The organism is Sulfurospirillum deleyianum DSM 6946, assembly GCF_000024885.1.
Taxonomy (GTDB): domain Bacteria; phylum Campylobacterota; class Campylobacteria; order Campylobacterales; family Sulfurospirillaceae; genus Sulfurospirillum; species Sulfurospirillum deleyianum.
Genome location: NC_013512.1, coordinates 1,463,143 through 1,485,336 on the forward strand (window position 1 = coordinate 1,463,143; position 22,194 = coordinate 1,485,336).

The 22,194-nt window shown below is 38.6% G+C and carries 20 protein-coding genes; 13 read left to right on the forward strand and 7 right to left on the reverse strand.

What is annotated here, in order from left to right:
• Window positions 1-104: 104 nt before the first annotated feature.
• The 6 genes from SDEL_RS07300 (at window position 105) to SDEL_RS07325 (ending at window position 5,418) form a co-directional block, all read left to right on the forward strand.
• Window positions 105-1,643, forward strand: coding sequence for a flavocytochrome c (locus SDEL_RS07300; RefSeq protein ID WP_012857213.1), 1,539 nt, complete (start codon window positions 105-107; stop codon window positions 1,641-1,643).
• Window positions 1,644-2,105 (forward strand): cytochrome c3 family protein, encoded by a 462-nt coding sequence (locus SDEL_RS07305; RefSeq protein ID WP_012857214.1) that lies wholly within the window; start codon window positions 1,644-1,646, stop codon window positions 2,103-2,105.
• Window positions 2,102-2,722: a cytochrome c3 family protein gene (locus tag SDEL_RS07310; protein ID WP_012857215.1), complete on the forward strand. Its 621-nt coding sequence runs from the start codon at window positions 2,102-2,104 to the stop codon at window positions 2,720-2,722. Before SDEL_RS07305 ends, SDEL_RS07310 begins: the two co-directional genes overlap by 4 nt.
• Window positions 2,723-2,840: 118 nt before the next feature.
• The gene (locus SDEL_RS07315; protein ID WP_012857216.1) at window positions 2,841-3,980 is read left to right on the forward strand and encodes a MalY/PatB family protein; all 1,140 of its coding nucleotides are present in this window, start codon (window positions 2,841-2,843) and stop codon (window positions 3,978-3,980) included.
• Between the two features lie 41 nt (window positions 3,981-4,021).
• A complete protein-coding gene (locus tag SDEL_RS07320) occupies window positions 4,022-4,639 on the forward strand; it encodes an NlpC/P60 family protein (protein WP_012857217.1) in 618 nt (205 codons plus the stop codon).
• Window positions 4,636-5,418, forward strand: coding sequence for an NlpC/P60 family protein (locus SDEL_RS07325; protein WP_012857218.1), 783 nt, complete (start codon window positions 4,636-4,638; stop codon window positions 5,416-5,418). Before SDEL_RS07320 ends, SDEL_RS07325 begins: the two co-directional genes overlap by 4 nt.
• A gap of 63 nt (window positions 5,419-5,481) precedes the next feature.
• Here the strand turns inward: SDEL_RS07325 and purL are convergent, their stop codons facing one another.
• Both purL and SDEL_RS07335 read right to left on the reverse strand, forming a co-directional pair.
• Entirely contained in the window at window positions 5,482-7,683 is a 2,202-nt protein-coding gene (purL, locus tag SDEL_RS07330; protein ID WP_012857219.1) for a phosphoribosylformylglycinamidine synthase subunit PurL, read from the reverse strand.
• Between the two features lie 61 nt (window positions 7,684-7,744).
• Window positions 7,745-9,634, reverse strand: a complete 1,890-nt coding sequence (locus SDEL_RS07335) for a putative bifunctional diguanylate cyclase/phosphodiesterase (RefSeq protein ID WP_012857220.1) — start codon at window positions 9,632-9,634, stop codon at window positions 7,745-7,747.
• Window positions 9,635-9,753: 119 nt separating this feature from the next.
• Between SDEL_RS07335 and tatB the strand changes: the two genes are divergently transcribed.
• From tatB to queA, 3 genes are read left to right on the forward strand one after another with little or no spacing between them, the layout of a single operon-like run.
• Window positions 9,754-10,197 (forward strand): Sec-independent protein translocase protein TatB, encoded by a 444-nt coding sequence (gene tatB / locus SDEL_RS07340; protein ID WP_012857221.1) that lies wholly within the window; start codon window positions 9,754-9,756, stop codon window positions 10,195-10,197.
• Window positions 10,197-10,958, forward strand: coding sequence for a twin-arginine translocase subunit TatC (tatC, locus tag SDEL_RS07345; RefSeq protein WP_012857222.1), 762 nt, complete (start codon window positions 10,197-10,199; stop codon window positions 10,956-10,958). Before tatB ends, tatC begins: the two co-directional genes overlap by 1 nt.
• A 3-nt stretch (window positions 10,959-10,961) precedes the next feature.
• Window positions 10,962-11,981, forward strand: coding sequence for a tRNA preQ1(34) S-adenosylmethionine ribosyltransferase-isomerase QueA (queA, locus tag SDEL_RS07350; RefSeq protein WP_041666343.1), 1,020 nt, complete (start codon window positions 10,962-10,964; stop codon window positions 11,979-11,981).
• A gap of 4 nt (window positions 11,982-11,985) precedes the next feature.
• Here the strand turns inward: queA and SDEL_RS07355 are convergent, their stop codons facing one another.
• The 5 genes from SDEL_RS07355 to SDEL_RS07375 all read right to left on the reverse strand — a co-directional run bounded on the left by SDEL_RS07355 (window position 11,986) and on the right by SDEL_RS07375 (window position 18,337).
• Complete coding sequence (locus SDEL_RS07355) at window positions 11,986-12,267, reverse strand: flagellar basal body rod C-terminal domain-containing protein (RefSeq protein WP_012857224.1); 282 nt, start codon at window positions 12,265-12,267, stop codon at window positions 11,986-11,988.
• Window positions 12,268-12,489: 222 nt separating this feature from the next.
• Complete coding sequence (locus SDEL_RS07360) at window positions 12,490-13,884, reverse strand: MBL fold metallo-hydrolase RNA specificity domain-containing protein (protein WP_012857225.1); 1,395 nt, start codon at window positions 13,882-13,884, stop codon at window positions 12,490-12,492.
• Between the two features lie 10 nt (window positions 13,885-13,894).
• Window positions 13,895-15,799, reverse strand: coding sequence for an AMP-dependent synthetase/ligase (locus tag SDEL_RS07365; protein ID WP_223295812.1), 1,905 nt, complete (start codon window positions 15,797-15,799; stop codon window positions 13,895-13,897).
• Window positions 15,800-15,833: 34 nt separating this feature from the next.
• Window positions 15,834-16,394 (reverse strand): hypothetical protein, encoded by a 561-nt coding sequence (locus SDEL_RS07370; RefSeq protein WP_012857227.1) that lies wholly within the window; start codon window positions 16,392-16,394, stop codon window positions 15,834-15,836.
• Window positions 16,394-18,337, reverse strand: a complete 1,944-nt coding sequence (locus SDEL_RS07375; protein ID WP_012857228.1) for a TonB-dependent receptor plug domain-containing protein — start codon at window positions 18,335-18,337, stop codon at window positions 16,394-16,396. The genes SDEL_RS07370 and SDEL_RS07375 overlap by 1 nt, the downstream gene beginning before the upstream one ends.
• A 110-nt stretch (window positions 18,338-18,447) precedes the next feature.
• Between SDEL_RS07375 and SDEL_RS07380 the strand changes: the two genes are divergently transcribed.
• The 4 genes from SDEL_RS07380 to SDEL_RS07395 are packed head-to-tail and all read left to right on the forward strand — an operon-like array spanning window position 18,448 to window position 22,152.
• Entirely contained in the window at window positions 18,448-19,473 is a 1,026-nt protein-coding gene (locus SDEL_RS07380) for a sensor histidine kinase (RefSeq protein WP_012857229.1), read from the forward strand.
• On the forward strand, window positions 19,464-20,165 hold the full coding sequence (locus tag SDEL_RS07385; RefSeq protein ID WP_012857230.1) for a response regulator transcription factor: 702 nt from the start codon (window positions 19,464-19,466) through the stop codon (window positions 20,163-20,165). The genes SDEL_RS07380 and SDEL_RS07385 overlap by 10 nt, the downstream gene beginning before the upstream one ends.
• On the forward strand, window positions 20,162-21,493 hold the full coding sequence (locus SDEL_RS07390) for a TrkH family potassium uptake protein (RefSeq protein ID WP_012857231.1): 1,332 nt from the start codon (window positions 20,162-20,164) through the stop codon (window positions 21,491-21,493). The genes SDEL_RS07385 and SDEL_RS07390 overlap by 4 nt, the downstream gene beginning before the upstream one ends.
• Window positions 21,490-22,152, forward strand: coding sequence for a potassium channel family protein (locus SDEL_RS07395; RefSeq protein WP_012857232.1), 663 nt, complete (start codon window positions 21,490-21,492; stop codon window positions 22,150-22,152). The genes SDEL_RS07390 and SDEL_RS07395 overlap by 4 nt, the downstream gene beginning before the upstream one ends.
• The last annotated feature ends 42 nt before the right edge of the window (window positions 22,153-22,194 follow it).

The window sequence follows — 22,194 nt, forward strand, 5'->3', positions numbered from 1 at the left end:
ATCATCCACGACACTCCTTCACATAAACTTCTTATATAAAATTTATTTTTTAATTATTTTTTTATAGTTAAATTCAAGGGTAATAACATTTTAAGGAGGTCATTATGGCTGATATTACCCGACGTAATTTTGTTAAACTTGGAGCACTAAGTGCAGGAATGGTCGCATTAGGCGAAAATACCCTCAGTGCAAGTGCGCTTGAGCAAAAAGGTGTCAAATACGATCAAGAATATGATGTTGTGGTTATTGGTTCTGGATTTGCAGGACTTGCCGCAACGATTACCGCAGCAGAGAAAGGTCTTAAAGTATGTGTCATTGAGAAAATGGGACGTTTTGGAGGTAATTCAATTATTAACGGTGGCTTATTTGCCGTGGTCAATAGTCCAAAACAAAAAGCAGAAGGTGTTCAAGATTCTATTGAGCTTTATCTCAAAGATATGCTCAAAGCAGGGTTAAATATGAACCACACAGATAATCTTAAAGTCATTGCCGCAAGAAGTGCTGACGCGCTTAAATTGACTGAAAAGTGCGGTGCAAAATATTATGAAAAACTTTCTCACCTTGGTGGGCACTCTATTCCTAGAACCTATTTAACATCCACCGCAAGTGGTGCTGGGATTGTTCAACCTATGTTAAGCTATGCAGAAAAACTCTCCAATGTCATACTGAAAAACCGAACAAAATTTGATGATTTTATTGCAGACGATTCTGGACGTATTGTAGGCGTTGTTATAAGAGAAGACTACAAATTTGATATGAAAGCCTTAGATGACAATGCAGAAAATAAAACAGGAGATATCAAATACATTAAAGCACGTAAAGGTGTGATTCTTGCTAGCGGTGGTTTTTGTAGAGACACTTTCTTACGTAGTATGCAAGACCCTAGTATTCCTCTTGAATGCGACACGACAAATCAGCCAGGTGCAACGGGTGAAGTGATTATGAAAGCGTTAGAATTAGGTGCCGTACCCGTTCAAATGTCATGGATTCAATGGGGTCCTTGGGCAAGTCCAGATGAAAAAGGATTTGGTACGGCTTCTAATTTTAACATCAATGCAACCTTTAGATACGGTATTACGGTCGATACAAAAACAGGTAAACGTTTTATGAATGAATTAGCTGACCGTCGTGTTCGTTCGCTTGCGATGTTTGATGTCATAGGAAAGGATCAAAACTATCCTATCAACATTTGTGATCAAGCCGCTGTTGATAAAATCATTCCTGATTTAACTGCAAAAGCACTCGCTTCAGGTGTTGTTAAAAAATTCAATACCCTCGATGAATTAGCAGCAGCCTACAAAATCCCCGTTGCTGAATTGAAAAAAACCGTTGAAGCCTATAATGGATATGTCACAGCTAAGAAAGATACAGAATTTGGAAAACCCGTTCAAGGTGTAGAGGGTGTACAAGTCAGTAAACCTCCATTTTATGGTACCAGAGGCGTTCCAAAACTCCACTACACTATGGGTGGTTTAAAAATCAATGACAAAGCGCAAGTCATCTGCACAAAAACAAAAAAACCTATTCCTGGTCTTTTTGCCGCAGGTGGTGTCAATGGTGGTATCCATGGTGCAAGTCGTTTGGGTAGTTGCTCTATTCCAGACTGTCTTGTCTTTGGTATCGTTGCGGGAGAAAATATCTAAATGAAACCAAGAGCACACAATACATTTGTAGCTCTTTGTCTTTTTTTATGTTTTACTCTTTTACCTTTAACGCTTTTTGCAGGAGAAGAGTCCTCTTCTCCTGATTTAAAAGGAAGAGAAACCGTAACGATGACACAAGAGTTCAAAGAAAAATATCCTCTCAAACGTGTCCACGCAAAATTATCTTTAGACTGTCTCTTTTGTCATGAAGGAGAGGGAAATAATCCTGAAGCATTTAAAGCGGTTAGAGAAAAAACCTGTCTTGAATGCCATGGCTCTAAAGAAAAAATTGCACAACGTTTAGATTTTATAGGCAAACCAAACCCACACAACTCCATTCATGATGGAACACGCTTATCCTGTGATGAGTGTCATAATGAGCACAAAGAGTCTACCAACATGTGTGCGGAATGTCATGAAAAAGAGATTGCTACGAATATGTGGATGAGGAAAACGCCATGAAACTTAAACTATTTATCTTTCTATCCATCGGTATTGGTGTTGGATTGGTGTTGAGTCTTGTCACTTACTATGGACTTCACAAAACAAGCGATCAAAAGTTTTGTGTCATCTGCCATGAAATGGATCCTATGGTGGTGGCTTACAGAGAAGATGTACACGGAGGTGCGGGAAAATTAGGAGCAAGTGCGAAGTGTGTTGATTGTCATTTACCCCATGATAATATCCTCAAATACATCTATACCAAAGCAAGAAACGGTGTTGTAGAAGGAAGTATTCATCTCTTTGGCGATCCTTCTAAAATTAATTGGATTGAGAAAAGAGCACACAGAGAAAGTTTTGTCTTTGATGATGGCTGTTTAGAATGTCATGGCAATCTCCTCTCAACTCAAACAGCTTCCAAACAAGCACAGAAAATGCACACACATTATCAAAGCCTCAAAGGAACAGATAAAGAAATTCATTGTGCTTCGTGTCATATTGATGCAGGACATCAAAATATGCGAAATATCTTAAATTATTACACCCCAGAATTTGAGATAATGAAGGAGCACATGAAAGAGAAAAAGAGTGAAATACAAGAAAAATATCAACACTATGGCATCCAAAAGGAGAAGTAAAAAGCTTTCTTTTTATGCCTCATTTTTCATATTTGGTATCCTTATTAAAACTTTACATGTAAAATGAAATGAGAGCAATTATGCTACAATCATTTCATTAAAAATAAGGATACCTTATATGAGTTTTTTTAATGAAGTCGTCGATAGAACCCAAACACCTTCTGAAAAATGGAACAAATACAAAGGCATAGATGTCATTCCCGCATGGGTTGCTGATATGGATTTTAAATCGCCTCCGTGTGTGATTGAAGCTTTGCAAAAGCGTGTGAGTGAGGGTGTTTTTGGCTATACCTCTGTTGATGATGAAACCTATGCTGCGATTATTGGTTTTATCAAACGCCACTATGGCTGGGAAATTCGCAAAGAGTGGTTGGTCTTTACGCAGGGTGTGGTGAGCAGTATGAACATTGCGTGTATGGTGATTGAGACGGGAAGTGTCATGACCACAACGCCTATTTATCCCCATTTTATCAAAGCACCTAAACACGCAGGACATGAGGTTATTGCTATTAAGATGAAAGAAGAAAACAACCGTTGGACGCTTGATTTTGAAGCGATGGAAGCACACATAACTCCTACATGTAAACTTTTTATGCTCTGCAATCCTTACAACCCAGCAGGTACGGTTTTTACATGTAAAGAGTTAGAGCAATTAGGAGCCTTTTGTGTGAAGCATGACCTCACCCTCTGTTCAGATGAAATTCATGCTGATTTGCTGTTAAAACCAGAGGCAAAACACATTCCTATTGCCTCACTCAGCCCCGCACTTCAAGAGCGCACCATTACCCTCATGGCGCCTAGTAAAACCTTTAATATCGCAGGGCTTCAAGCCTCTTTTGCCATCATTCCCAACGCCACACTTCGTAAACGCTTTAAAGAGAGTATGGGAAGCATGGTTGGAGGCATTAATCTTTTAGGCATTACTGCCATGAGAACCGCCTACGAAAAAGGCGATGCGTGGTTAGCGGAGCTTCGTCTTTATTTGGCAGAAAACCTCAAACTCGTTCAAGCCTTTGTCGCCAAAAATCCAAAACTTAAACTCCTAGAACACGAAGCCACGTTTTTAGCATGGATAGACGCTTCGGCTTTACATGTAGAAAGCCCGCACGAATTTTTTCTGGAATTTGGCGTGGGACTGAGTGATGGGGAGCCTTTTGGCGACAAAAATTTTGTACGCTTAAACTTTGGAACACAAAAAAATCTTTTAGAGGAGATTCTAAAACGCATGCAAAAAGCAATGGATAGTTTAAAAATTTAAGGCAAAATCGCTAAAATCATATAATTTTTTTAAGGGACACGATGAAACTTTTCTATCTTATAATACTTGCTTTTCTCTTTTTAGTGACAGGGTGTAGTCAAAAAACTTTAGTGCAAACGCCCCCACCTGTTATCCAGCCTGATGATACACCTAAACGCATGGGAATCCTTCAAAATGCACTCAAACACCATGGTAAAAAAGATGGTGGGGATTGTTCAGGATTTGTCACGTTGGTCAATAAAGAGAGCTTTGCCCCTTACTTTACAACCGAAGAGCTCAATGAGTACTTTGAAGATTCAAGGCGTTCACTCGCCATCTATAATCTTTTAGAGACCCAAAACCGTCTTTACCATGAAAAACCTAAAGTGGGCGATCTTGTCTTCTTTGCCAATACCGTTAAAGAATACGCTAAAGCAAAAAAAAGTGTCGACAACATTACTCATATTGGTATCATTACGAAAATTGATAACGATGAAACCGTACATTTTATTCACCATACCAAAGGAAAAAATCTCATTAGCCAAATGAATTTAAACTATCCAACAGACGTCAACTACGAAGAAAAAAAGATCAATTCCTACATGGAAAAATGCCCTAAAAATGAAGGCTATCTCTGCTTAGCCCCTGCTTATTTTAGTGCTTATGGGAGTATCAAATGAAACAGATTATGTTAAGCCTTAGTGCCCTATTGCTGTGTGGATGTGCCATGACGCAGGTTGAAGTTTCACCTACAAACAATGTCGCTGAAGCCAAAGTGGAACCTAAAATGTACATCGACAATGAACCCACCAATGAACTCTTACTTGAAAAAGAGAAAGAAAGTTATGTTTTGCGTCATGCGCCACAACGCTCATCACGTGAAACGATTGTGGAAAATGCTATGATGTATTTGGGAAAACGAGACGGTGGGGATTGTTCAGGATTTGTCAATCTTATCAATCTTAAAACAGGTCGTCCTTTTTACGATGAAAAAGAGTTAAACGCTAGTTTTGATAACGCACGAAAATCCCGTGCCATGTTTAATCTTATGTCTAAAAAAGGTAATGCTTACGAGGCACGACTTCCAAATCTTGGAGACCTTGTCTTTTTTGAAAATACCGAGCGAAGAGCCACCCCTAAAACCAAAAAAACAGTTAAAAGCAAAACAAAAAATGCTAAAAAAGAGATTGTTCAAAAAAAGCCATCTGTGCCAAATGTGGCTGAGAACATCACTCATGTGGGCATTGTCACCAAAGTGGAAGCTGATGGTACGGTAGAGTTTATTCACCACTCCAATGGTAAAAATATTTTAGATTATATGAATTTTAACTACCCCATGCTCACACACAAAGATGGCAAAAAAATCAATACCTACATGAAGCGTTGCCCCTCAAAAAAAGGTGCGGCACAACCACAATGTATGAATATCGCCTTTTTCGTGGCGTATGGGACATTTTAGAATGAGTTACATGTAAAGTCTAAATAGGAAGCAAAGAGGTGCTTTCACACCTCTTAAAGAGTACTAGATATCTTGTTCGATAACTTCTTGGAAACGGTTAAAATAACGATCTTTGATAGCCTCAACAGATTTTGAAATATCATTACATGTAAAATTATTTCCACCCACGGTTCCAATTTTCACAGCGCTTAAACCGCTCTCTTTTACCATCACTTCAAAGCCTGAAACATTACTGACTTCAACAATCGCACGAGAAAAACTCTCTGAAAAAATATCTCGTACATCATTCAATGCAACGTTACATGTAACGCCTTTTCCACTCTTTGCAGCCATCTTAGCAAGCGCAATGGCAATACCACCTACGTTCACATCTTTAGCCGCACTGAGGTAGCCTTTTTTATTGGCTTCAATCACCAAATTCCAAAGCTTCAACTCTTTTGCATAATCCAAAGGAGCCAATGTTCCTTCCACTTTACCAAACAGCTCTTTCATATACAAACTGCCACCAAAATCGCTTTTGGTTTCACCGATAAGATAAAGAGATGCGCCCTCATTTTGGAAACTTGATGGTAATGTTTTGTTGGCATCTTGATTGAGTCCAACCATCACAATGGCAGGCGTTGGGAAAACACCCACACCATTGGTTTCGTTGTACAACGAGACGTTACCACTTACAACAGGCGTGTTAAGAGCCGCACATGCCTCTTTGATGCCATAACAACCCTCAGCAAATTGCCACATCACTTCGGGGTTTTCAGGATTTCCGTAGTTGAGACAATCGGTGATGGCAAGAGGTGTTGCGCCACTCATCGCAACATTTCTTCCACTCTCAGCCACCGCAGCTGCTGCACCCATTTTAGGGTCGATGTAGTTATAACGTGGGTTACAATCGCTACTCATCGCAATGGCTTTTCCATTCTCTTTAATACGAATCACACTTGCATCAAGGCTGCCTGGTGCTTTAATCGTATTGGTTTGTACGGTTGAGTCGTATTGGTCAAAAATCCATGATTTATCAGAAATTTCAACAGAGTTTAAAAGGGTATCAAACGCTTTTTGATTCTCAACTTTGTCAAAATCATTGATGGTTGTCTTTTGAATGCTCGCCAAATAAGCAGGCTCTTTGGTTGGTCTATCATAAATCGGTGCTTGTTCACTCACAGGCTGGACTGGCATATCAGCCACTTTTTCGCCATGCCAGAAAAGCTCCATATTTCCAGTAGCAGTAACTTCACCGATGATTTCAGCATTAAGGTCCCATTTTCTAAAGATATCAACCACTTTATCTTCATACCCTTTTTTCGCACAAATGAGCATACGCTCTTGTGATTCTGAGAGCATAAATTCAAAGGGTTGCATCCCTTCTTCACGTGCTGGAACTTTATCTAAGTGCATAATCATACCGCTACCACTGCGTCCTGCCATCTCAAAAGAACTCGACGTTAAACCCGCCGCACCCATATCTTGGATACCTACAATGTAGTCGGTTTTAAAGAGTTCTAAACACGCTTCAAGTAAAAGTTTTTCAGCAAAAGGATCACCCACTTGAACGGTTGGACGAAGGCTTTTATTCGCTTCGGTAAAGCTATCGCTCGCCATAACAGCACCACCCAAACCATCACGACCTGTTTTAGAACCTACATACACCACAGGATTACCAATCCCCTCAGCTCTGCCGTAAAAAATTTCATCGCTTTTTGCAAGACCGAGTGTAAAAGCATTGACAAGAATGTTTCCATTGTAACTCTCATCAAAAAATGTTTCGCCACCAATAGTAGGAACACCCATACAGTTACCGTATCCACCGATACCCGCAACCACACCACGGACTAAATAGCGTTGATGATGAGAAATGTCATCGTTATTGGTGACATTACCAAAGCGAAGTGAGTTCATGTTGGCTACTGGACGTGCACCCATGGTAAAGACGTCTCTTAAGATTCCGCCCACACCGGTTGCCGCACCTTGATAAGGCTCGATAAAACTAGGGTGATTGTGAGATTCCATTTTAAAGACAGCCGCCATACCGTCTCCTACGTCAATAACACCCGCATTTTCACCTGGACCTTGAATCACCCATGGTGCTTTGGTAGGAAAGCCATTCAGATATTTTTTACTGGATTTGTAAGAGCAGTGTTCGCTCCACATGGATGAGAAGATACCAATCTCTAGCATATTAGGCTCACGTCCTAAAATGTTCAAAATATTTTCATATTCGTCTTTTGTCAACTTATGTTTTTTTAACACTGCGTCTAAATTTTCCATGGATTATCGCCCTATGTGATGTAATTAAAATGGGCTTATTGTACAAAAAAGGAGCTAAAAGTTAGTTTTGACGCAAATACTCCTCACACGCTTCTGCACTCATGGGTTTTGCAAATAAAAAGCCTTGCGCCAGATGACATCCGTTTTTAAGTAAAAACTCTTCTTGCTCCTCTTCTTCAACGCCTTCTGCTAAGACTTCAAGTCTTAAGCCTTGCGCTAAAGAAACAATGGCTCTTAAAATAGCCCTATCTTCATAATCATAAGGTAAATCTTTGATGAAAGAACGGTCAATTTTGAGTTTTTGTAAAGGGAGTTGTTTGAGATAACTTAAAGAAGAATACCCTGTTCCAAAATCATCCACAGCAATGCTAAAGCCCAAATCTTGAAGTTCTTGAAGCATCAAAATAGACGATTCTGCTTTGGTCATAATGTAACTCTCTGTCACCTCAAGTTCAATCAAAGAAGCATCAACGCCAATTTCCTTGCGAATTGCCTCCAATCTATCCACAAAATTCTCTTCTTCTATTTGGATACCTGAAATATTAATCGCCATTCTCCCAGTCAAAAGCTTCTCTTCACTCCACTGCTTGACCTGTTGCAACGCCTTTTTAAAAACCATTTCACCCATAGGAATAATCAAACGATTTTCTTCTGCCCTTGGGATAAAAACATTCGGTCCTAAAATGCCTTTTGAAGGTTCATTCCATCGTATCAGCGCCTCAATACCAATCACTTTTTTCGTTTTAAGGTCTATTTGAGGCTGATAATAGAGCACAAACTCATCATTATCAAGAGCTCGTTTGATTTCATTATCAAGTTTCGTCGATTTGACAATCGTATCGGTCATATCTTGCGTGTAAAACACATAACGATTTTTACCATTGCTTTTTGCTTCATACATCGCTGTATCTGCATTTTTAAATAACATTTCAAAGCTCGTGCCATCTTGAGGAGAACACGCCACGCCAATGCTAACCCCCAATAAAAAACTATCTTCTTCTAAAACAATGGGTTCAACCAAACTACGCACCAAATCCTCACACAAACTTCCTACATGTAAATGCCCATTGGTTAAAATTACAAACTCATCACCGCCCACACGGGCTAAAAAATCACTCTCGCACAGACAACTTGCAAAACGTTTTGCCACAATTTGAATCACTCTATCACCAATAGAATGTCCATACATGTCATTGATATTTTTAAAATAATCCAAATCTAAAAATAAAAACGCCATCAACGAATTATCATCTAAGCGTCGTTTTTCAAACTCTTGTCTTAAATAGGCACGATTAGGAAGTCTCGTTAACGGATCATTCAGCGCTAAAAAAAGCATATCTTCTTGCGTGCGTTTGCGATCACTGATGTCACGATGGGTTCCCGCAAGCCTTAAAGGAGCACCGGTCTTTTCATCCCGCTTTACCACCGCCCCAGAACCTTCTATCCAAACCCAATGCCCATCTTTATGTTGCATCCGAAACTCAATCACATAAGGTTTGTTATTACGAATGGTACTTTCAATCGCTTTGTCTGCAACAATTTTATCGCTAGGATGAATTCTCTCAGCCCAATCTTTAAAATCATCTTGAATATCCCCACGCATTAAGCCTAAGAAACCAAGCCATCGATCATTAACCCACTGTTGATGGTTGACATAATCCCAATCCCAATACCCTAAATTTGCCCCTTCTATCACATATTCAAGTCGTTGGCGATGTTCATTGAGATTTTTGCGAATAGACTCTATCTCATCAATTTTTGCCTTAATCAGAAAATAGAGCATCAAAGAAGTAATCAAAATAAAAAAGAGTCCCTTAATAGTTTGCAAAGAGCTTATAAGAGAGTTATCGTGAATAAAAAAACCCACAACGCTATCCGAAAACAAAATCCACAAAATAGAAAAAAAAGCATACACTAAAACAATGCGCAAAGGGTTCATCATAATTCGCATACGCCTCGTCTCCTTTTAGAGATTTATTTCGCATTTATTATACAGATATTTATATTATTTTGATGAAAGTTCAGCTAAGATTCAACTTTTAAATTTACTTCGTAGAGGCGGTACCTTTTATGTTTGGATTAGGTATATCAGAACTCCTAATAATTGCCATCATAGCAATTATCTTTTTAGGACCAGAAAAATTACCAGAAGCAATGGTTAAAGGTGCAAAATTTTTTAAAACATTTAAAAACAGCATCAACGATGTCAAAAGTTCCTTTGAACAAGAGATGAAAATTCAAGAGCTTAAAGAAGAAGCACTTACTTATAAGAAGAAATTGGATGAAGCAGCAACCAGCGCACGCAAAGTGATTAGCTTTGATGAACTTGAAGAGATTAAAAAGACAACCCAAGGTGTTAACGATTCTCTCAAAGAGTTAGAAAACAGTGTGAAAGAAAGTGTTTCACATCCAACACCTATCTCTTCGGAAGAGACTAAAATAACGACAGCAGAAGCACTCCCTTCTTCAACTGCATCCCAAATACCTGAAACCAAAAAAGAGGTAACTGCCTAATGTTTGATGAGTTAAAACCACATCTTGCCGAACTTCGTAAACGTCTTGGTATCTCCTTAATTGTCGTTCTTGTTATGTTCTTATGTTGTTTTGCATTTTGGCAACCCCTACTTTCTTTTATGATTGCTCCTTTAAAAGCAGTACTTCCAGAAGGGAGTAATGTCATTTTTACAGGCGTACAAGAACCATTTTTTACTGCCATGAAAGTCGCTTTTTTTGCAGGATTTATTCTTTCACTTCCTGTTATTTTTTGGCAATTTTGGCTTTTTGTTGCACCAGGACTTTATGACAATGAAAAAAAACTTGTTGTTCCTTTTGTCTTAGCTGCCACTCTTATGTTTTTAATAGGTGCTTCTTTTTGTTATTATGTAGTTGTTCCCCTTGCTTTTGCCTTTTTGGTCGCTTTTGGTAGCGCCCTTTTTACAGCATTACCAAGCATTGGAGAGTATGTCGGCTTTTTTACAAAATTCATTGTAGGATTTGGACTCTCTTTTGAAATGCCCGTCGTCATCTTCTTTTTCGCCAAACTAGGACTCGTAGATGATCAAGGTTTAAAAGAGTTTTTCCGCTACGCAATTGTCATTATCTTTACCGTTGCGGGGATTTTAACACCACCTGATGTTTTATCGCAATTTTTAATGGCTGGACCTTTGCTTATTTTATATGGTATCTCCATTTTAGTTGCCAAAGCGGTCAATCCTTATCAAGCACCCGATACCAGTGAAGAGAAAAATGACGATGATGAAAACAAAGAGGACTAAGCTATCGATCCGTTTTTAAAATCCACGTATGATTATTATCTTCCTACCGAACGTATCGCCACACATCCTGTTGAACCACGGGATGAGGCGAGACTTTTGGTCTTTAATCGAAGCAGTGGGCAGATAACACACACCTTTTTTAAGCATCTTTTTGATTTTCTTCCAGAAGATATTGGCGTTCTTCTTAACGATACAAGAGTTGTTAAAGCACGTATTTTTGGAAAAAAAGAGAGTGGCGGAGAGATAGAACTGCTTTTAAATGCCCCGTTGCAAGAGAATCTCTACTCTGTTTATATTAAAGGACGTGTTAAAAAAGGAATGAGGCTCTTTTTTGATGCAGACTTAGAAGCAGAGCTCATCGAACTCAAAGAAGATGGCACACGTCTGGTTGCTTTTTTTAGAAAAAATGAAGCACTTCATACCAAAGCTTTGTTTGATATTTTAGAAATAATTGGGCATATTCCACTTCCTCCGTATATTAAACGTGAAGATCAAGAAGAAGATAGCGTAGATTATCAAACGGTGTTTGCTAAAGAGCAAGGTGCCGTAGCAGCGCCCACCGCTTCTCTTCATTTTACAGATAGTATGTTTGAGGCACTGAAAAAACGTTATGAAACGCACTTTTTAACCTTACATGTAGGCGCAGGTACCTTTAAGCCTGTTGAAGCAGAACACATTTTAGAACATGTAATGCACTCAGAAATCTATACCATTCCAGAGCTTACATGTAAACTCATAGAGTCCAAAAAACCTCTTCTTGCGGTGGGTACAACCGTCACACGAACGGTTGAATATTATGCAAGGACAAACATACCCGTAGGCAAATGTGACCTTTTCTTGCATCCTAACAATCCACCCTTACGTGTCAATCATCTTTTAACCAATTTTCATCTTCCTAAATCCACACTCATTATGTTAGTCGCTTCATTTATTGGGATTGAAAAAACGCTAGAATTGTATGAAGAAGCCGTAAAAGAGAAGTATCGCTTCTTCTCCTACGGCGATGCAATGCTGATTATTTAGCGTTTTATGCTTTCATATCCAGCAAAGTACCGAGCATTTCATCTTGAGCTTGAATGGGTTTTGTATTCGCTTCAAAGGCTCTCTCGAGTGAGATTTGGTCTGTAAACTCGGTCTCTAAATCGGTACTATTTTGAGTTTGAGCGCTCTGCGCCACCACTGCATCATTTTGGTTTGTAATGGTTGTTTGTGTTGCTTTAAACTCTTCCGTATTTACATTAGCAACATTATGAGCGCTGTTTCCCATCCAGCTTGACATTGCCATCATCGCATTTGCATTAATCTGCATGAGAACCTCCTTTTTTATTAGAGTTCTTTCAAAACTCTTGGCATACCTTTAAAGCAAAGCTCAAAACGTAGTTTCTGTGAAAAGGCTACGTTAACACTGGGTTTTCTCGGCGGAATGCCCACGCACCCTTGTACTTTTCCTGCTTACAAAATGCATTTTGCAAGCAGTTTGTTCAGGAAAACTATACTCCCACTGCTTTGAAAAATATCTAAAAAATAAACATTAAACATAAATCGTCTCATTTCTTTTGACAATATGCACCTTCAAGCCTGTATTCTCTTTTAAATAAGTTTTAAAAAGCTCTAGTTTATCAGGTTCGCCATGAATCAAATAGATATGATTTAAGCCTTCCATTGGTTTTATCCATTGCAACATATCGTCTCGATCTGCATGGGCTGAAAAACCATTGATGGTATAAATTTTGGCGCGTACTTTAATGTCCTCACCATAAATGCGAATAAACGACTCACCATCTACAATTTCACGTCCGAGTGTTCCTTTCACCTGAAACCCTACAAAAACAACCGCATTTTTAGGATTCCAGATGCGCTGCTTCAAATGATGTAACACTCTTCCTCCCGTACACATACCGCTTCCAGCAATAATAATCGCTTTTTTTTCTACGTCATTAATTTCCATTGAATCTTTTTTACGTTGTGTATGACGTAATTGTGGAAAGGAAAAAGGGTCATCGCCTAAGCTGACATGTAACCCCACGGTTTGATTCATATGCATAGGATATTTTTGATAAATCTTGGTTGCTTCAATAGCCAAAGGACTGTCTAAAAACACATGACAATTTCCTAACAATCCCTCATCATGCATCTGTCGCAATAACCATAAAATCTCTTGTGTTCGCTCTAAAGCAAAAGAAGGAATGACGATATTGCCACCCTCTTTTAACGTTTGGGTAATTACCGTTTTAAACTCATCAATGCTCTCTTGAAGTGCGCGATGTTCCCTATCCCCATAGGTAGATTCAATAAAAAGCGTTTGAGCCTCTAAAACAGGGGTTAATTCATTGAGTAAAAGACGATTTTTACTCCCTAAATCTCCTGAAAATATAACACTTTTTTCAACCTCATCTTCTCTAAAATGCATTTGAATAAATGCACTCCCTATAATATGCCCTGCATCATGAAAACTCATCGTTAAAAAAGGAGCGATTTTTATGGTTTCTTCATACTGTGCGTAGCGTATCTTTTGCGCAAAGACATTTTCCACATGCTCTTTGGTGTACAAAGGCTCTTGCACCGAAGCCTCTTCTCCCCTACGCAGTGCTTTTCTTAGTTGCGTTTCATACTCTTCCATCAATAAAACCGCACTATCAAGCAGCATAATATACGCTATATCTAAGGTCGCTTCCGTGGCAATAATCTGCCCCCTAAACCCCTCTTTAACGAGCTTTGGAACACGTCCTATGTGGTCTGTATGAGCATGGGTTAAAATCAAATAATCAATCTCTCTCGGATTAAACCCAAAAGGGTTATAGTTTTCTTGCCACAACTCCCCTTGAATCATTCCACAATCAATCAAAATTTTAATAGAGTGAATTTCGACTAAGTGACACGAACCTGTTACCATAGATGCGCCACCGTACGATGTTACGTTTGCCATTGTTTATCCTTTAATGTATAAACTTATCAATAACTTCTTTATACTTTTTCTCAATCACATGCCGTTTCTTTTTAAGCGTATTGGTTAGCTCTTCACCCACAGTAAACTCTTTTTCTAAAAAATGAATATTTTGAAGCTTTTCAAAGGGTTTAAAGCCTTGATTATAGTGCAATAAATCATTCATTTCACTTTTAATTTTTGTCACAATGTGTTTATCTTCCATCACCTGTTCAATCGTATTGACCGCTTTGCCAAAATGAACCGCTACATACTCTTTAAGTTTTTCAAAATCAGGAACAATCAACGCTCCCAATCCTTTTTTACTGTGCCCGACTAAAATCGCATCCTGAATAAAAGGTAACATAGAAAGCGTTGATTCGATGCGGGAAGGATCGACATTTTCGCCATTTGCCAAAACGATAATCTCTTTGGAACGCCCTGTAATAACCAGTTCTCCGTTGAGTGTCACTTTTCCCAAATCCCCTGTTTTAAAAAAACCCTCTTCACTAAAACTTTTGGTGTTCTCCTGAGGATTTTTATAATACCCTTGCATCACTTGCTCACCTTTGACCCAAATCTCGCCTATCTCTCCCGCTTCCAACGCTACACCCTCTTTGGAGACAATTTTAAGCATTGTCCCTTGCACGGGTAGCCCAAGGGTTGAAAAGGTGTTGCATTGAAGCGCACGTCCCGCAATTACAGGAGCGCATTCACTCATCCCATACGCATTAACAATGCGAATCCCTATCGCATCAATCCATGCATCTAAAAAATCAGGCAATGCCCCACCCCCACTCACGGCTAAACGAAGTCTTCCACCAAATTTTTCTTGCACAAGAGAGAGTTTTTTTTGTGCGAAAGCATGAAAGGGATAAAGCGCAAAACGGCTTACAAACGCAATGCTCTTATCTTTACATGTAAGAAAAGCAGAACGCTTTTGAAAACAGGGAAGTTCATCTTTTAAAATACGTTCTGCACGCTTATAAGCAACCGAAATTGCAATCAGTTTTTTAAAAATTTTTGCTTTTTTAGGGTCTGTTTTTTCGAGGGTTGTATTGATTTTAGTGTACATAGATTCCCACAGTCTAGGAACAGTGGCGACAATGGTTGGCTTATAGTGTTCCAAATCCGCCGCAAATGTTTTAATGGTTGAATAAACCGTACAGCACCCGCCAGAAAGCGCTACATACTCCGCAGCCCTCTCAAAAATATGCCACGAAGGTAAAATAGAAACCCACACATCAGCACTTTCAAGCGCAATGAGCGGAGGGATTTCACGGACATTGTACATGATATTTTGATGACTCAATGGCACACCTTTAGGTGTTCCTGTCGTGCCTGAGGTATAGATAATCGTAACGATATCTTCTGTATGCAAGGCTTCTTTACGTCTTTTAAACGCTTCAAGCTCATCTGTGTGAATGGTTCTGTCTTTTAAAATATCTTGATAAGAGTAAAGATTGTTCAAAAAAGAGTGTATATTAGGAGCTTCAACAACAAAGATAGCTTCTAAAGAAGTGGGTAAAATCGCCTCATAACGATGATACATCTCCTCATTTTCCACAATCAAAAACGATGCTTCTGAATGGTTAAGGATAAACTCTAACTCTTGTGCTGGGGTATCACATCCTCTAGGAATACCAATCGCCCCCAAAGAGACCAACGCTAAATCCGTAACCATCCACTCATAACGATTATCGCAAACAAACATGACTTTGGAGTGTTGTGTAATTTTTTTTGCCTTTAAAGCCCTAGTGAGAACTAAAACATCTTCAAAAAGTTTTTCGTAGGTAACCTCAAACTCTTTCTCGGCAATTTTATAGATAAAAGCTTTTTTCTCTTTATTTTCTTCATACGTTCTAAGCAGCATATGAAAAAGTGTCGTTTCATCAGAGCGCACACCTAATTCCTTCAATAAAAATCTTTCTTATTGTATCTAAAAGAGAGGATTAACGTGAGCGAAACGCCTTAACAACTAAGACTATCATCAAAATTTGTATTCCCAAAAGTAGCCAATGCAGATAATAAACTTGCGTTTGCTTCTCCATAATTTCACAGTATTCTAGTCCTTTGTAAAAAATATAAGAGAGAATCATTCCCGCCAAATACCCTTTTTGCTTCACCACATCCGCAAAAGAGAGTAAACGAGTACGTTTTAGCACTAGCGTTTCCATGCGCATTAAATAGTTTCCAAAGATAAAGGTCAGCTGATAAGCAATGTAAATGAACAAAACATTGGCGTACGCATAATCAAAGAGAAGAAAACTTATCACAATAAACAAAGAGAGAAGTTCAACGCCTAAACTAACCCCATAAAAAACGAGAAGATTCATCATCTTCTCGTACGCTTTAGCAACCAACAATAACCCGATGGCAAGCCCAATACCCCCCAATGAAAACACCGAAGGCTCAAGGGGTGTATAAAGCACAAAAACACTCCCCACCGCTAAACCAAAAAAAAGAGAGTTTAAAAGCTTATACCACAGGTAAAAACGTAGGTGCAGTTTCATTAGAATTTCGCCTGAACACCCGCATAATAACTGCGTTCTGGAGAGGCATAACCATAAACGCTCTGATAATAACGGTCAAAAAGATTATTCACTTTCACATAAACATCCACATCTTTGTTAACATGATAGGTAAGTTTTGTATTTGCAACAAAATAGTTTCCCGTCTCATTGCTTGAAGAATCTTCTCGTGAACCAATGTGTGTTCCATTTATATTCCATGCAATCTGCTTAATGGGTAAATAGGTCGCATACACGGTTGTTTGATAACGTGGTCGATTGACCAATCTATCGCCATCTTCATCTTTGGCATCAACATAGGTATAATTAGCCCCTGCTAAGAGAGAGTGAAACAACTGTTGTTCATAGGAAATTTCAATGCCTTTAAGCACAGATGTACCGTCAATATTTTTATTGTTCCATGTTGCACTATCCCAGCTAATCATATCTTCAATTTCATTTCTAAAAACATTAATTGTTAATCCAGCATACTGTAATCCTACGTTAAAACTTTGAATATTTTCAGGTTTTAAGTCTCCATTGCTATACATAAGTTCCCAAATATTGGGTATTTTATAAGCTGTTCCATAGTTTGTATAAATATTAAAATCATTGCTAAACAGATATTTTACACCAACTTTACCAGTCGTTTTATCATCAAAATCACTGTATTTATCGTAGCGAAGAGCCTCTGTTAAAATAACATTACCAAATTTGTTCGTATTGTTCATATAAAGTGCTTTGGAATTTTCATTTAATTCCTCTTTTGATTGTGCCACGTACTCAATATCAAGGTTACGTTTTTCATAGGTTCCCCCAAAAACAAGCGTTGCGTTGTCATAATATTTCCATGTATCTTTCATTTCTATGGACGGGACTTCTGCTTCATAATTTTTAACATCATAAGAGTTTGAAGCTTCTAATTCTTTTCTTTCAAAGGTACTTTTAGAGAGCGTTGTCTCTATGGCGTGATTCGCAATAAAATATTTATAGGTTAAATAGCCTGAACGCTGTTTTAAGTCACTATGCTGTGTGCTATTGGGGGCTAGATAACCATCATAACTGCTTAAAGCATTAATATCATGATACCCTGCTTCAATACGATTTGAATCGTTTAGCCAATACCCTGTTTTTAGGTTTATTGTTGTATTTCGATAGCTATCATCTTCGTAGTTATCAATATCTTTTCGCCAAGGTGCTTGTGCACTAAATCCATCTTCAACCACACGTTGAACAGAGAATATGGCGTCAAATGTATCGGTTTTATGTGAAAGAGAGGTATTAAAACTTTTATGCCCATAACTTCCTATCTCAACGCCCGCACTTCCATGTGTTCCTTTTGAAGCACTTTTAGTAATAATGTTAATCACACCTGCCGCAGCGTCCGCTCCCCACACACCACTTTGTGCTCCTTTAATCACTTCTATACGCTCAATATCACCCACCAAAAGGTTACTAAAATCAGCACCTGAGCTATTGCTAGGGTCATTATAACGAATGCCATCTACCAATAAAAGTGTATATTTATTTGCCATACCTTGCACAAAAATGCTTGAGAGTGTACCTTTTCCACCTTGAGAAGTAGTACTAATACCAGAAATGGTATTTAAAGCCTCAGTAACGGTTGAAATGCCTTTTTGAGAGAGTTCTTCGGAGGTGATAATGCTCACATTATCAGTCACATTGGTCGCACTGACCAGAGATTTAGAAGCGGTGTAAACTTCAGACTTTTGCGCTTTAATTTTTTTCGAGATAACCACAGCAGGCGTACGTGTCTCTTCAAGCACCTCTGATGTTTCCGATGAAGATTCTGCTTTGGGTGCATAGAGTTGCTTTTCCGTATCCAAAACACTTTGCCCTTCACTGGCAATCGCAATGGTCGTATTTAAAGCAAGAATAGCCGCCAAGCTAAAATACTTCCCTCGAAATCCTTTGAGTTTTTTCATAAATTCTCCTTAAAATTTGGGAGAACTATTCTATCCAAAAAGTAACCATTTTGATAATTTTTTGATACATTCTATTCTATAATGAAGGCTAATTTATCGTAGGATGTGCTGTGTTTTATTACTCTCGCTATACACTTACAACACTGATAACACTTGCTTGTGTAACAGGTTTTAGTTTGCTCTTTTATGACTCATTGGAATTAATCAATATTGCATTAATCCACTTTATTCCTATTATTGTCATTGCCCTTGAAGGGAATTATGCCAAAACAACTTTTGTGGCGTCACTGAGCGTTTTACTCTTTAATTATCTCTATGTTCCTCCTATTTTTACATTCAGTGTTTCTGATATGATTCACATTTGGACGTTTGGTATTTTTCTCTTTTTTGGCTCTGTCATTACATGGCAAGCTAAGAAAATTAAGCAAAATGAGATTAAGGAAATTTTGCTCAACACCCTTTCGCATGACCTCAAAACACCGCTCTCGTCTATTTTAGGCTCGATTACACTGCTCTTAGAAGACCAAAAGCTGAGCCAAGAGACACAAAAAACACTTCTAAACGACATAAAAAATAGCTCCGATAGAATGCATCGCCTCATCAATAATCTTTTAGACAACGCAAGGCTTAAAGATAAAAAGCTTGATCTCAAAATGGAGTGGTGCGATTTGGAAGATCTACTGGGTGTGGCACTGAAAGATTTTGATGATGCGCATCTTAAACGCTCTTTGCACATTTTTATTGACCCAACGCTTCCTCTTTACTGGGGCGATTACAACCTGTTAGGACGACTTTTTGCCAATCTACTCGACAATGCGTTTAAATACTCCAACCAAAGTAGGCAAATTTACATCAAAATCAAGCAGGAAAACAACACAATTCATCTTCTTTTTTTCAATGAAAGTAATCCTTTAAATGAGCAAAGTCTCGCAACCATTTTCGATAAATTTTACAGAGCAGAAGATACAAAAGAGATTTCAGGCAGTGGCATTGGACTCTTCATCTGTCAAAGCATCGTTCAAGCCCATCAAGGGAAAATCAAAGCGTATAACAAAGACAACGGTGTCTGTTTTGAAATTACATTGCCCATTTTTAAACATCCAACCCAACTCCAAAAGGAGAGCGAATGGAACTGATTTTAATCGTTGAAGACGATGATGCCATCGCAAAACTTTTAACCATCTCTTTACACGAGTATGGCTTTAAAACCAAACATGCGTATGACCTTGCCACCGCCAAACGCGATATTTTGAGTCATAACCCTTTACTGATTATTTTAGATTTGGGACTACCTGATGGTGATGGCAAGAGCCTCATCACTAAGGTGCGTAAACAGAGTAAAACACCCATCATTGTGCTCTCCGCTAGAAACGATGAAAAAGAGATTATTGCAGCACTTGATTTAGGAGCAGATGACTATGTCACAAAGCCTTTTTCTACCAGTGAGCTCTTAGCAAGAGTGCGCTCAACCCTGCGTCGTGTTCAGGCAACAACAGCACGTGATATGCTTACATGTAAAGATCTCACCATTGACTTTACTAAAAAAGAGGTACAGCTTAAAGGAGCACTTTTAAAGCTCACGCCAACAGAGTATACTTTGCTACGTTATCTCATGCAAAATGCGAACAAAGTTCTTCCACACCAGCAGATTCTTAAAGAGGTGTGGGGTGTTGGGTATCAAAACGAGATGCAGTATCTTAGAACCTACATCAATTCACTCCGTAAAAAAATTGAAGACAGTTCAACACGACCAGAATACATCACGACAGAATCAAGCATAGGCTATCGTTTTGCATGTCATTGCCATGATGAAAGAGGAAATCAATGAATCAAAAAACCTTACGGATTATCTTTTTTAGTTACCTTACGGTCGTTTTTGTCGGTGCTATTTTATTGATGTTGCCTATCGCCCATATAGGAAAACTAACCTTTATTGATGCGCTGTTTACTTCGACTTCAGCGACATGCGTAACAGGGCTAGTTGTAAAAATCACCGCTCAAGACTTTACCTTTTTTGGGCAATTTGTCATTTTACTCTTGATGCAAGTAGGTGGCGTTGGATACATGAGTATTGTCACCCTCTTCTTCTTATTTATGAAGAAAAATCTTAACATCCATGAAAAAAATATGGCAAAAGATTCGCTCAATTACTCATCAAACCTAGACATTCAGAACTTTCTTCAAAAAGTTTTTATCTTTACGATTATCATCGAATCCCTTGGCGCATTCATCTTAACCCTGCGTTTTGCCACCCATATGCCACTCAATCAAGCGTTCTGGCAAGGGATCTTTCACTCCGTTGCCGCCTTCAATAATGCGGGATTTTCCCTCTTTAGAGACAATCTCGTAGGCTATCAGACGGATGCTACCGTATTGGTAACGATTGGGTTATTGATTATTTTTGGTGGATTGGGATATTTAGTTTTAGTTGAACTTCACGCAAAAGCAACGCACAAACGCTTTATGATTTCAGCACATACTAAAATCACTCTGGTAGGAACGCTCATCCTTATTATCTCAGGAATGCTTCTTTTCTTAGTCATTGAATGGGATAATAAAGGCATTTTTAAATCAATGTCGTTGTACCATAGCCTTCTCAACAGTTTTTTTCTCTCAGTGAATTTTAGAACCTCTGGCTTCAATAGCCTTGATCTTGCCAATCTAAGCGACGCATCACTCTTTTGCTCAACCATCTACATGATGACGGGCGGAGGAGCGGGAAGTACGGCTGGAGGTATCAAAATCACTACCGTTGCTGTGCTTATCATCGCAACCATTCATACCATTAAAATTAGCAACCAATCGCCTCATGCGTTTAAACGAACGATTACACAAGAGATTATCAACCGCTCTTCTGCCATTATTCTCGTCGCTTCGTTTATCTCCATCACCGCAACCGTCATTCTCGTAGAAACCCAACACACACACTTTATGAGAACTCTTTTTGAAGTGGTTTCTGCTTTTTGTACGGTGGGTGTTTCAGTCGGAAATGGTGATGTTTTAAGCCTTTCCGCAACATTTAGTTCCTTTGGAAAATCTTTAGTTATCGCCTTGATGCTCATTGGGCGTATGGGCATTTTCGCTTTTGGATTTCTCATTATTGGCAAAGAAAAAATTAAACATATTCAATACCCAGAAGGAAGGATTTTATTATGAAAACATATGCTGTCATTGGACTTGGAAAATTTGGCTTTCACATCGCCAAAGGCTTGGCAGAACAAGGCATGGATATCATTGCCATTGACAACGATCCACACAAAATTCAAGTCATTAGCGAATACATTGAAGATGCGATTATTTTAGACAGTACCGATATAAAAGCGCTTCAAGAAGCAGGTGTTGTAGGGCTAGATACGGTTATTATTAGCATTGGAGAGAACATTGAGGCGAGTATTTTAACCTTGATGGCACTTAAAGAACTGGACAATAAAACGATTATCGCCAAAGCCATTACCTTAACCCACGGAGAGATTTTAGCCCGTTTAGGTGCGTTTAAAGTCATCTACCCTGAGAGAGAATCGGCAAAAAAACTGGTTGAAAATCTTGTCGGTAATGTGGTCATTGATCAAGTTGATTTTAGCAGTACCATTAAAATCGCCAAATTTTCTGTCACAAAAACATTAATCGGAAAAATGGTCAAAGAGATTGAGCTGATGTTTGAAAACGAGATTCATCTTATAGCCTGTAAAACACGTGATAACTGGATATTTGATGTTGAAAAAACCTATAAAATTCGTGAAAACGACATGCTTGCGTTTATTGGTAAAAAAACATTCATTGATAAGCTAAAAAATCTCACAAAAGCGGAGAGTTAATTTTTACATGTAAAGCCTCTTTTAGTGTGAAAACGTTATAAA